General features: G+C 51.7%; 10 protein-coding genes and 1 pseudogene. All 11 read left to right on the top strand.

Annotation, left to right across the window (positions count from 1 at the left end):
• Positions 1-12: 12 nt before the first annotated feature.
• The 11 genes and pseudogenes from ACJ9Y9_RS13650 (at position 13) to ACJ9Y9_RS13600 (ending at position 12,112) form a co-directional block, all read left to right on the top strand.
• Entirely contained in the window at positions 13-774 is a 762-nt protein-coding gene (locus ACJ9Y9_RS13650; RefSeq protein ID WP_028018728.1) for an ankyrin repeat domain-containing protein, read from the top strand.
• Positions 750-1,238 (top strand): hypothetical protein, encoded by a 489-nt coding sequence (locus tag ACJ9Y9_RS13645; protein WP_229255553.1) that lies wholly within the window; start codon positions 750-752, stop codon positions 1,236-1,238. Before ACJ9Y9_RS13650 ends, ACJ9Y9_RS13645 begins: the two co-directional genes overlap by 25 nt.
• A gap of 81 nt (positions 1,239-1,319) precedes the next feature.
• A pseudogene (locus tag ACJ9Y9_RS13640) lies at positions 1,320-2,036 on the top strand (ankyrin repeat domain-containing protein).
• Positions 2,033-2,506: a hypothetical protein gene (locus ACJ9Y9_RS13635; RefSeq protein WP_028018730.1), complete on the top strand. Its 474-nt coding sequence runs from the start codon at positions 2,033-2,035 to the stop codon at positions 2,504-2,506. The pseudogene ACJ9Y9_RS13640 and the gene ACJ9Y9_RS13635 overlap by 4 nt, the downstream one beginning before the upstream one ends.
• 65 nt (positions 2,507-2,571) lie before the next feature.
• Positions 2,572-4,494, top strand: coding sequence for a type VI secretion system Vgr family protein (locus tag ACJ9Y9_RS13630; RefSeq protein ID WP_028018731.1), 1,923 nt, complete (start codon positions 2,572-2,574; stop codon positions 4,492-4,494).
• A gap of 267 nt (positions 4,495-4,761) precedes the next feature.
• A complete protein-coding gene (locus ACJ9Y9_RS13625; protein ID WP_229255555.1) occupies positions 4,762-5,202 on the top strand; it encodes a hypothetical protein in 441 nt (146 codons plus the stop codon).
• A gap of 2 nt (positions 5,203-5,204) precedes the next feature.
• Entirely contained in the window at positions 5,205-6,284 is a 1,080-nt protein-coding gene (locus ACJ9Y9_RS13620) for a hypothetical protein (protein ID WP_028018733.1), read from the top strand.
• Between the two features lie 69 nt (positions 6,285-6,353).
• On the top strand, positions 6,354-6,794 hold the full coding sequence (locus ACJ9Y9_RS13615; protein WP_028018734.1) for a DcrB-related protein: 441 nt from the start codon (positions 6,354-6,356) through the stop codon (positions 6,792-6,794).
• Between the two features lie 3 nt (positions 6,795-6,797).
• A complete protein-coding gene (locus tag ACJ9Y9_RS13610; protein WP_231078988.1) occupies positions 6,798-11,177 on the top strand; it encodes an RHS repeat-associated core domain-containing protein in 4,380 nt (1,459 codons plus the stop codon).
• Positions 11,156-11,626, top strand: a complete 471-nt coding sequence (locus ACJ9Y9_RS13605) for an Imm26 family immunity protein (RefSeq protein WP_028018735.1) — start codon at positions 11,156-11,158, stop codon at positions 11,624-11,626. The genes ACJ9Y9_RS13610 and ACJ9Y9_RS13605 overlap by 22 nt, the downstream gene beginning before the upstream one ends.
• 42 nt (positions 11,627-11,668) lie before the next feature.
• Positions 11,669-12,112, top strand: coding sequence for a DUF6386 family protein (locus ACJ9Y9_RS13600; RefSeq protein ID WP_028018736.1), 444 nt, complete (start codon positions 11,669-11,671; stop codon positions 12,110-12,112).
• Positions 12,113-12,125 lie beyond the last annotated feature (13 nt).

Genomic DNA, 12,125 nt, shown 5'->3' with positions numbered 1-12,125 from the left:
CATGGAGTTGACGTGAAAGCACGGTTAATTACTAGCCTGATAGTAGTTTTTATCTTTCTGATACAGGGATGTAGACAGAATACAGATCAAAATCCGCAAGACTACTTCAGCGGCCAGCAACTCGTTCTGGCTCAGGCTATTGAAAGCGGCAAGATAGATGAAGTTAAAAAGCGTCTAACGGGAACCGATCTCAACAGGCCCGGTCAGCATGATATGACGCTGCTCTTTTGGGCGCTGATGAATACGCTCAATGATAAGAAAACGCAACCGCGCCTACAGATTGTCACGGAGCTGATAAGGGCTGGAGCCGACCCGCTTCAACCAAGGCCTAATGGAAAAAGTAGCCCGGCAGAATTTGTTCTTATGGCGGACAGTGGGGAGTGGATAAAGGCAATGCTGGATGGTGGGTTATCCCCGAATGCGAAAGATAAAATATTTGATGAACCCATTATCTTCGAAACCATTAAAGCCAAAAATACCAGAACGTTGGAAGTGATGCTTGATAAAGGAAGCAATATTGATGTTGCTGATTCATTAGGTAAAACGTTGCTGATTGATGCCCTTGATTACGGAGCCTACGATCATGTACTTCTTTTGCTGCAGCGTGGAGCAAACCCTGAGATAAAAGCTGAAAGTGGCTGGTCAATGGGAAATCAATTGCAGCTCGAACTGGAGAGAGCGCAAGAGTGCAGCGAGTTATACAAGAAGCTTAACGAAATTAAAGAGGCGCTTATTCAACATGGCGGTAAATGGCCACCAGTCCCAGCAAAATAAGAGATAAGCAGGACATGACTGGAAAAGATAAGGTTTTCTTTTTCTGGGGTGGTATGGATATTCTTGCCATCATACTCTATTGTGTGAACTCAGTACGAATGGGAAGAATACCTGTCATTTCGGATACCCAATCATTTATTGATCTATGGTATGCACACAACGCTGTAGTGCCTGGCATATTCGTAATGGTCCTTTTTATCCTGGATCTAGGACTTCTGCTTTCTTTTGTTGTCTCAGCAATTCTTTTCTTTAAACGGAAGCACTGGGCAGTTAAGTTTGCTCTGTTTCAAGAAGTTTTTCGATTGATATCATTCCGTTGTTCCGTTTCATTATTCCCGTTGCTGGTGGGCGTTACTGGTATCTCGAATGTTTGGGTTAATCTTATTTTATTCATAATCTCCGAAACGCTAAAATTGTACTCCCTAAAATATTATAAATATGTGCAGAAGGGAGTTTCTGCGTAAAATAGTGCTTTTATCAAGCACTGAGGGGCGAATGATTCTTCGAAATTTTTTCGTGTTAGTAATAGTAATCCTTTTGCCAGGTTGCAATTAGGATGTAGAGATAGGTCCCGGGATTATTTCGGTGGTTCACAGTTTTTTCTGACTGAGGCAATTGAGCGTGGCGATACGAGTCATGTAAAAAAACTTGTGGCAACAACTGAATTCAACAAACCTGGTAAAGAGGACATGACGCTGCTCTTTTGGGCGCTGATGAATACGCTCTATGATAAGAAAACGCAACCGCGCCTACAGATTGTGACGGAACTGATAAGGGCTGGAGCCGACCCGCTTCAACCAAGGCCTAATGGAAAAAGTAGCCCGGCAGAATTTGTTCTTATGGCAGACAGTGGGAAGTGGATAAAGGCGATGCTGGATGGTGGTTTATCCCCGAATGCAAAAGATTGCGTTTTTGATAAACCCATTATTTTTCAATAAATTGAAGCAAAAAATACCGAGACGCTGAAAGTGATGCTTGACCGGGGCGGTAATATCAACATTACGGATTCACTTGGTAATACGCTGCTCATTGATGCTTTCGATTTTCATTCCTACGATCATGTTTTCCTTTTACTGGAGCGTGGGGCTGATCCTGACATTCGTGCTGATAATGGTTGGACATTAGGAAATCAGTTGCAGCGTTTTCTGAGAAAAACAAAAAAAGACAGCGACGAGTATAAAGACCTTATTGCTATTAAAGAATCACTTATTCGACATGGTGGTAAGTGGCCACCAGAGCCGGTCAAAAGAGGGATTGAGTGAATATAACCGCGAAAAATAAAATATTCTATTTCTGGGGCATTATGGATGTCATTGGTATTGTGTTTTATTCAATTGGCCCATACCACTTGCTTCAGTCATGGTGGGACTCTACAGGCGGAAACTTTGGTGTCATTATCTTTATGCTGATAGCAGGAGGGGTAAACGGTTTATTGGCGGGGCTTTTTTACCTCGTTTACCTTCTGTGGCCGGTTTCATTATGCTTCTCTGCCTGGTTTTTTTTCTCAACGCACCGATATGCCGTCCGGTTTGCTCTGGCGCAGGAAGTACTGCGCCTGCTCACCATGAGTTGTTCGGTGACCTTGTTCCCGATGATTATAGTCGGTCTTGGAATGAGTGTTATCACTCTCAATATCACGCTGTTTGTTTTTTCTGAAATAGTGAAAATTGGTTCGCTCATATTTGTAATGAAAAAATATTGTTCTGTGAATATCAAGTCTGATTCAGAATAGCCATTATCATCGTACGTTTATTGCCGTAATTATCTACATCGCATAAGCCATATGGATTAACGATTATGCTCAACCGAATTACCGTTCAGCTCCCGGTCGAGGGGCTTCTTTTCTGGAAACTTTCTGGCCGAGAGGCGATGTCCGAATCGTTCGCCCTGACGCTGACGCTGCTCGGCACGGATGCGCGCATTGACCGCAGTAAACTGCTGGGGCAGCCGGTCACGGTCACCATTCCGACGCAGAATCTGCTCACTTCCCGCTACATCAACGGCAAAGTCACACGTGTGGGGGTCAGCGCCGTGGAACTGACGGGCACCCGCTATGCGGTCTATCAGTTGACGGTAGAGCCAGATTTGTGGCCGATGAAACGTGACCGTAACCTGCGAATCTTCCAGGGCCAGACGGTGCCACAGATTGTGAAAACCCTGCTGGGTGAGCATCAGGTCAACGTTGAGGATAAACTCACCGGCAGCTACCGGGTGTGGGATTACTGCGTGCAGTATCAGGAGTCCAGTCTGGACTTCATCAGCCGTCTGATGGAGCTGGAAGGGATTGCTTATCACTTTAATCACGAAGCGGACAAACATACGCTGGTGCTGACCGACGCCGCGACGCAGCATCAGCCGTTCAGTGGCTATGAGGTCATTCCTTACCACCAGACACCGTCCGGCGGCAGTACGGACGAAGAGGGCATCAGCCAGTGGGCGCTGGAAGACAGCGTCACGCCGGGGATTTACAGCCTCGACGATTATGACTTCCGCAAGCCGAATGCGTGGTTGTTCCAGGCTCAGCAGAACCCGGCGTCACCGAAACCGGGCAGCATCGACGTTTACGACTGGCCGGGTCGCTTTGTAGAGACAGGGCATGCGGAGTTCTATGCCCGTATACGCCAGGAGCGCTGGCAGGTGGAGCATCAGCAGATTCAGGCCACCGCGACGGCGGCAGGAATTGCGCCAGGCCACACCTTCACGTTAACCAACGCGCCGTTCTTCAGCGATAACGGTGAGTATCTGGTGACGGCCGCAGGTTACCACCTCGAAGAGAACCGCTATGCCAGCGGCGAGGGGGAAACCATTCACCGTACCGATTTCACGGTCATCCCGTCGGCGGTGGTCTACCGTCCGGCGCAGTCCACGGCGTGGCCACGCACCTACGGGCCGCAGACCGCGAAAGTGGTGGGACCGCAGGGGGAAAGTATCTGGACGGATAAATATGGCCGCGTGAAGGTGAAATTCCACTGGGACCGTCTGGCGAAGGGCGATGACACCAGCTCCTGCTGGGTACGCGTGTCGAGCGCGTGGGCGGGCCAGGGCTACGGCGGGGTACAAATCCCGCGCGTCGGCGATGAGGTGGTGGTGGACTTTATCAACGGCGACCCGGACCGTCCGATTATTACCGGCCGCGTGTATAACGACGCGAGCATGCCGCCGTGGGCGCTACCGGCTGCGGCTACGCAGATGGGCTTTATGAGCCGCACGAAAGACGGTTCCGTCGACAACGCAAACGCTCTGCGCTTTGAGGACAAAGCAGGTGCAGAGCAGGTGTGGATCCAGGCCGAGCGCAATATGGATACCAGCGTTAAAAACGATGAAACGCACAGCGTCGGCGGGGAGCGCAGCCATTATGTTAAGAAAAATGAATTGCATCGGGTGGAAGCAAACCAAATCCAGGCCGTAAAAGGCGGAACCGAAATCCTGACGGGTAAAGGCAAGCTGGATGCGGCGGTAGAGCAGTATGTCATTGCTTCCGGGACGAAGCTGCGGCTGGTCTCAGGTGAAAGCGCTATTGAGCTGAATGCTAACGGCAAGATTAACCTGATCGGCAAAGAGTTTAACTTCTTTGTTGAGGGCGATGGTTATATCACCACAGGCGGTAAGCTGCATCTGAATACCTCCGGTACAAATCCAGGTACCACGGCACCGGGAGCGGGACATAAAGGGGATATTGATGCGGCGGTGCAGGAGAAATTTACGACCAAAGGTGAGTAAGGCAGGAGCGGTGCTTGCCGCTCACTTAAAACGTTATCCGTTATGAATCTGAGTGCTGCACCGCTTCGGTTTCACCATGAAAAAACCTGACTCTCTTGCTTTAGTCTTCATTTTTCTCCAGTGGTGAGAAACGCAATACACATTCCTTAAATGACAAATAACGTGAAAAAGTGCATCCCAACATATCTCTGCTGTGCCCTGATGTTGACCTGTCTGAGCAGTTATGAAGTATTGGCTCAACAGGTTTTAGTAAAACAGGATTTTTCTGTGCAGGTAAAAGACCATACTGTCGCATTGGGCGACAGGTGGACTCATGACGTTGCGCGTAAAATCGAGGTGCCGGTTGAAGGGAATTTTGTTGGTGAGGTTCCTTTTGACGGAACCAATTATAAATTCTACCAGCATCAAAGGGCTGGGTTAGAAATATTCAGTTCCAATCTCTGGTGGGATAAAGCGGAAAGACGCGTTGATGATTATATCGTGTCGCAGATTACGCTGACGGTAGCGGATATCAAAACGCCGCGTGGTATCCATGTGGGTTCAACGACGACGGAACTGAATAAAGCATACGGTGACGGTCTGGTCGAAAATGATTCCGGGGAACGGTGGGTTTCCTATGAATTGGGTAAGAAATTGCTCTCTTTTGAGATTAAAGACAGCAAGATCGCAAAAATAACAATGAATTACGATAATGGTACTTCAGAGTGATTATGACCAGAAAATATTTGGCAGCTGCCTTGCTCGCAGCTTTATTGACTGGCACTGTTGAACCGTCATTTGCACTTGAATTATCACAGTACAATAACCTCGATACGGTAAGTCGCATCGTTGACGACAGTGCAGTGACAGACAATCTCAGGAAGGCGCTGGGCCGAGATTATGAGACGTTTATTGATAACTTTGATGTCTTTGGTGAACCGCATACCACCCCAGGTGGCGGATTGTTTGTTGAAGGCTGGCTAAAAGATCTTTATCAGGAGAACGCATCAGCTCTGGTCATCAATCCTGACGGCAAAATCTTTGCGGCCTGGGTGGTTCCGGAGTCGGACGTTATACAATATCGGTCATCTGATAATAGTCCGGATATTCATGCCGATATTCAGCAATGGGCCGCCAGATTCAAGACGATGCATTTTGCAACGAACAGCCATTCAAAACTCGCTTTTGATGGGGATTGGGCTGGCGAAATCGGGAACGATTCGACGTTAACCCTGCGTTTGGCTGAATCAGGCAACCGTATCACTGGCTCTTATTGCTATATCTCCCGGCAGGGAAATCGCATAGATTGCCCGGAAGATGATGAGCGTAATCTTAGCGGTACAATCGCTGGCAATCGTGCGAACGTTGAGTTCAACTCATCGTTTGGCGGTACGGGCGGACATGCTGTTCTGGAAATAAAGGGGAGTGAAATGGAATGGCGTTTAGCTACTCCTCCTCAAAATGGAAATTATTATGCTCCGCAGCGTTATACGTTACGTAAAGCCGCTTCGGTTCATAACGCTGAAACCAGAATACTGGATACCGAAAAATTCGCTATTTCACTGGTAAGTAAATGCGGTCAGTTTGATAGTGAATGTGACCAGATGTATTACCTCGGCGTACGGAAAAGTGATAACAGTACGATCTCTTTAAAGGGAAAAACGTTGCGCGATCCCGCAGGTAAAGTTATTGGCTCAACGTACAACAATGGCGAAATCGTTTACACCGTGACGTATTCACCCGCGAAATTGATTGTCAGCAAAGGCAGCCATATTTTAGTCGACCAGTCAGGTCATTGGCTTACAAAATAAAATAGCCAGCCAACAGGCCAGCGTGGATTGGCCATTCCTCTCTCAATAGTCATCATCCCGAGTTCACTTATGAAATACACCCTTCAGGAAGGCTCATTTTCCCTATTCCCTGCTGCCTGGCAGGATAACAGCATGAACATTATTCGTGATGACGAAAGCGGGTTGTCCGTGGTGGTCAGCCGCGGCGTTATCCCGGATGGCAGCGACTACGAACAAGAGTTCCACCGCCAGTGGGATGCGCTGCGTCCTCAGATGGGTGAGATTGCCCAGAGCGAATTCCGCAACCTAAAAGCCGGGCCTGACGGAAAAATTAACGGGCTGGAAGTCGAGACCACCTTTGACCGTAATGGCCAGCGCCTGTGGCAAAAACAGCTGGCCGTTCAGACACCGGGCAAACCGGTATTGATGATTTTTACCCTCTCGGCACTCAGAGCCTTCACCGAAGAGGACGAGGTGCGCTGGAGCGCGCTTAAGCAGAGTCTGACGCTAAACGACAACCGGAATGTGTAAGGCATGAGCGATAACAACGCGGCCCGTAAGGGCGACGAGATTATTCACTCCAGCATTTTTGCTGACATCACCAGCATTGTGGCGGAAGGTGCCGCCTATGCGGTGATCGGTGCGGCGGTGGGCGCGGCAGCCACCGTGGCTGCACCATTGCTGGGGGCGGGGGCTGCTGCCGCAGGCGTGGCGGCGATTGGTTCCAGCTGCTTGCTGAGCGGCATCATTGGCGGTGTGCTGGCAAACGTGGCGGGCATCACCGACGATATCAGCAACGCTGCGGAGGGATTGGGTAATGCACTTTTCCCGCCATCGCCTGCGGGTAAAATCACCACCGGCTCGAATAATGTTCTGACGAATGCGATCCCTGCTGCACGCGCGGCGGGCACGCTGACGCCCGCGGATACCCCTTCACCCGAACCGCAGTCTCCGGGAAGCTTTGCCGATTACGCGGGTATGCTGCTTTCCGCCGCCGGACAGTTCGGCAGTGAAATGTGGCAGCCGAGTGTGGCATCTGCTGCTGCGGGGACTTCGCCGCTGGAAGAAGACAAGGTGGCGTGCGAAAAACACTCCGGGCCGCAGTATCTGGCAGAAGGCTCCAAAAGCGTCTTCATCAACGGACAACCCGCTGTGCGTGCGAAAGATCGCACCACCTGCGAAGGCACCGTTTCCGACGATGTCTCCCCGAACGTGATCATCGGCGGCGAAACGCTGACGGTCCGCGATATCAAAAGCGGCAAAACGCCTGGGCTGGCGCTGGGGATGATTGCACTATCCTTGCTGCGCGGGCGTCCGGGCAAGATCCTGAAAAACATGCCCTGTGCGCTGGCGGCAGCCGGAGGCGGGATGCTGGCCGATATGGCCGTCAATGCCGTGTTTGGCTCCTCGCATCCGGTTCACGCCGCCACCGGCGTGAAGGTGTTGAATGACGACGACGAGCTCGACTTCTCGCTGCCGGGGCGTTTCCCGCTTCGCTGGCAGCGCAGCTATAACAGCCTGACCACCCGCGAAGGGCTGTTCGGTCTGGGCTGGGCAACTACCTTTGACAGTTATCTGACGCTGGAAGAGAACAACGCCACCTGGTTCGATGAAACCGGACGAGAGCTGACTTTTGAGCTGCCGTCGGTTGACCGCGCGTTTTACAGCATCAGCGAAGGCATCATTATCCGCCGTAATGAGAGCGGCGACGTGGCGATTGCCGACGATGATGGCGCGGTGTGGCGTCTGTATAAACCAACCCGGGCGGAGCCATCTATCCTGCGTCTGGCCTCTCTCAGCGACGAATACGGCAACGCGCTGCTGACGGAGTGGGATGAGCACGGCAGGCTGGTCGGTCTGCACGATGAGTTGCGGGCGATAGATGTCACCCTGCGCTATGAAGATGAACGTTTCCCGCAGCGAGTTACCGCTGCCAGCCATTTTGACGGTAACCAGACATGGCCGCTGATGCAGTGGCGCTACGATGCGCGCGGACAGCTGGCGAGCGCGACGGATGCTTCCGGCGTGGTGACGCGTGAATACCGCTATAACGACCACGGCCTGATGGTCTGGCATCGCCTGCCGGGCGGTCTGGAAAGTGAATACCGCTGGAAAAAATTTGACCACTGGCGCGTAGTGGAAAACCGCACCAGCACCGGGGATGGCTGCCGCTTCACCTACGATCTGGACGCCGGGCTGACCAGCGTTGAACACTACGATGGTCAGAAACGTCAGCACTACTGGAACGCGCAAAATCTGATAGTCCGCTACGTTGACGAGCGCGGCGAGAACTGGCGCTACGCGTGGGATGACAACGAGCTCCTCACGCAACGCATCGATCCGCTCGGGAACGTCGTCACCTTCGTCTACGACGACATGGGCAATCGGGTGCAGGAGATCGACGCCGACGGCAATGCCCGTACCACGACCTGGCTGGAGCACCGTGCGCTGCCGTCAGCCATCATTGAAGCCGACGGCAGTGCCACCCGGTTCTGGTACGACGAACATCACGGTCTGAAGCGCGTGGTGGACCCGATGGGGCAGACCACGCAGCTGCGAAGGGATGAGTTCGGTCAGGTGGTTGAAGAGGTGGACGCCGCCGGGAACAGCCGCTACCAGGAGTACAACGAGGCCGGACAAGTCGTGCGTGCGACGGACTGCTCTGGCCGCACGACCCGGTATCACTATCATCCGCTGGGCTGGCTGACGACTGAGATAAGCGCTGACGGTGAAGAGACCCATTACCGCTATGACGCTGCAGGGCGTCCGGTGCAGCTTGATCGCCCTGAAGGCTGGACAGAGTCGCTCAAATGGAACGAACGTGGCCTGCCTGTGAAGCATGCTGGCGCAGACGGGAAAGAAAGTGAGTTCAGATACGATGAGGCAGGGCGCTTAACCGCCACCCGCAATACCCGGGGCGAAGAGGTTCGCCGCCGCTGGGACAGCCGCGGGCGTCTGATTGCTCTGGAAAACGAAAACGGCGAAGCGTATCAGTTCCGCTGGGGCGCAGACTCGCTGCTGCTGGAAGAGGTGGGGCTCGATGGGGTGGCCTCGCAGTATCGCTACGACGCCTGCGGGCGCACGATAGCGCGTACCTTTGCCGCCGGTCATCCCGAAGCCATTACTCACGCCTTTGCCTGGAGCGCGAGCGGCCAGTTGGTCGCCCGCACCACGCCGGAAGGGCAGACCCGCTACCATTACACCCCGTCCGGGCTGTTAAGCCGGATTGGCCTGCACCCTGCGCTTTCAGCGGATGCCTGGACCACCGAGGCAGAGCAGGAGCTTGCCTTTGAATATGACGCGCTCGGTCGCGTCACGCGCGAGGCGGGCGAGCACGGCGAGCTGGCGTGGGAGTACGACGCGCTGGGCAACCGCACGTCCATCACGCTGCCGGATGGCCGCGAGCTGAAGCAGTTCTACTACGGCAGCGGGCATCTGCTCAGCATTGCCCTCGATAAACTGTCGGTCTCCGACTTTACCCGCGACGAACTTCACCGGGAGACCAGCCGCACACAGGGGCTGCTGACCACCCGCAGCGAATACGATCGTCTTGGCCGACTGCATCGCCGGGATGTCTTTACCGGCAACGCTCAGCGCCCGTCGCCGCGTCGCTGGTCCCGCCGCTGGGATTATGACTACCGCAATAACCTGGTGCGGGAAGAGCGGGACGATAACCCGTTCAGCTGGTACCGCTGGCAGTACGACAGCGCCGGACGTCTGCTCGTTCAGGACGGTACGCTGCCCGGACAGGAGCAGTGGCGCTGGGACGCTGCCGGTAACCCGCTCGAAGGATCTGCTGAGAAGGTCACGCACAACCGCCTGACGCAGCTGAACGGCATTCGCTGGCGGTATGACATTCACGGCCGCACCGTGGAGAAGGATAACGGCCAGACCCGCTGGCACTACCGCTACGACGGTGAACATCGCCTGACGGAGGTTATCAGCCAGCCGCGGGACCGCAATAAACCGCAGACGCAGGTGAGCTTCCGCTACGACCCGCTCGGACGCCGCATCAGCAAAACGCGACGCCAGATGCTGGGCGGTCAGCCAACCTGCAAGCCGGTCACAACCCGGTTTGTCTGGGAAGGGTTCCGCCTGCTGCAGGAAGTGCACGGGGATGTGCCGCTGACCTACGTCTACAGCGACCAGGACAGCTACGACCCGCTGGCACGTATTGACGGCGTGGATGCGCCGGAGATTTTCTGGTTCCACTGCCAGCCCAACGGTACGCCGGAGCGGATGACGGATATCGAGGGGCAGGTGCGCTGGGAAGGGGTGAACAGCGCCTGGGGCAAGTTGCTGCGGGAAAGCGAGACGCAGCGATCAGGATATTCTCAGAACCTGCGGATGCAGGGGCAATACCTGGACCGTGAGACAGGGCTGCACTACAATCTGTTCCGGTATTACGACCCGGACTGCGGAAGGTTTACGCAGCAGGACCCGATAGGGCTGGCGGGGGGGATAAACCTTTACCAGTATGCGCCGAATGCGCTGGGGTGGGTGGATCCTATAGGTTTAACCGCTTGCAAAAATGGGAGCCCTAAACGGTCAGTGAGAAACATGTCTTTTGCTGACTGGATTAAAAGAAAGGCAAAAGGTGGGAATAATACCCATGTGTATTTAGGATATAGAGATGGTAAACCTGTCTATGTAGGTATCAGTAAGGATGTAGATATTCGTGCTGTACAGCATGGTGAAAGATTCGACAAATTAGTTAGAATCACTGAAGAACCGTTAAATCGCGGTCATGCACGGAGCATAGAACAAGCAGTTATTCATAATAATCCCCATTTTGAGAATTCTATCAATAGCATAAGTCCGACAAGAAAGTTATACTCGGATGCTGTTTCGTGGGGTGAAAATTGGCTTAAAAAGAATGGGATTAATGTAAAATGGCCGACAAACTTACAGTAGTGTCAGGAAATGAAAAGCAAAAAAAGTGGCCTAAAGAAGGCGATGTTTTTTACTTTCAGTTAAATGATGGCCGATTAGGCTATGGTATGGTCTCCTTGGGTAAAATAGATGTCGGCCCATTCAAAAATGCTATAGTTATATATATATATAACTATTTTACATCTTCGCTTCAAGAAGATGCTGTATTGGCAAGAGATAATTTGCTATTGCCGCCAATTATTACTGATAATTCATGCTGGAAAAACGGTTGCTTCGTAACATTTAAAACTATCGAAACGAGCGAAGTGGATATCTTACCACAACATTATTTTAAAAATCCTGTCAGAAATAAAATATATGATCAGCATGGAGTGGCAATTGACTCACCGACTGAGAATATACCAATCGGTGAAGAGTCGATTCAATTCTATAAAAGCGTTATAAAATCTATAGAAAGCTTTATTAACTAATAGACTAGGCCGGGGAGATATTTCCGGTCTTTTGCTTACGCCATGATAAAAATCATAAGCATACAAACAGATACTGCCACATTAGTTATTTATGATTTGATGTCATTAAAGCATAGAATTAATGATGATGCAGATTGGTGGAGTCTTCCAGAAGATGAAGTTGAAGAAATAAATAAAGGGAATGTATTATTTCTAAATCTTGGAGATGATGGTGTCTATAAAGTTCATATTAAAAATGATGTTGATAAATATACCGGGTCACTATTTTTAAACGTACCTTCTGGAAAGGTTTTCATTGGGGCGGGAGAAGATGTCACGGGCGGAGATCTTGAGCCTGATGACTCAGATGTTATATCAGGTGAGTTTATTAATTTAAAACCTGATAGTTACAATGTTAAATATAAAAAGCATGGTTCAGACGTTCTAATTTCCTTTGCAAAAGCAACGTGTACTGAAAACTCATTAGAAGAGGGAGTTTATCTCTGAATGAAAATCCACG

The sequence above is a fragment of the Enterobacter sp. CPE_E1241 genome, assembly GCF_045618265.1.
In the GTDB taxonomy this organism is placed as follows: Bacteria; Pseudomonadota; Gammaproteobacteria; order Enterobacterales; family Enterobacteriaceae; genus Enterobacter; species Enterobacter adelaidei.
The sequence above is the reverse complement of the archived record's forward strand: the minus strand, read 5'-3'. Positions and strand labels throughout refer to the sequence as shown.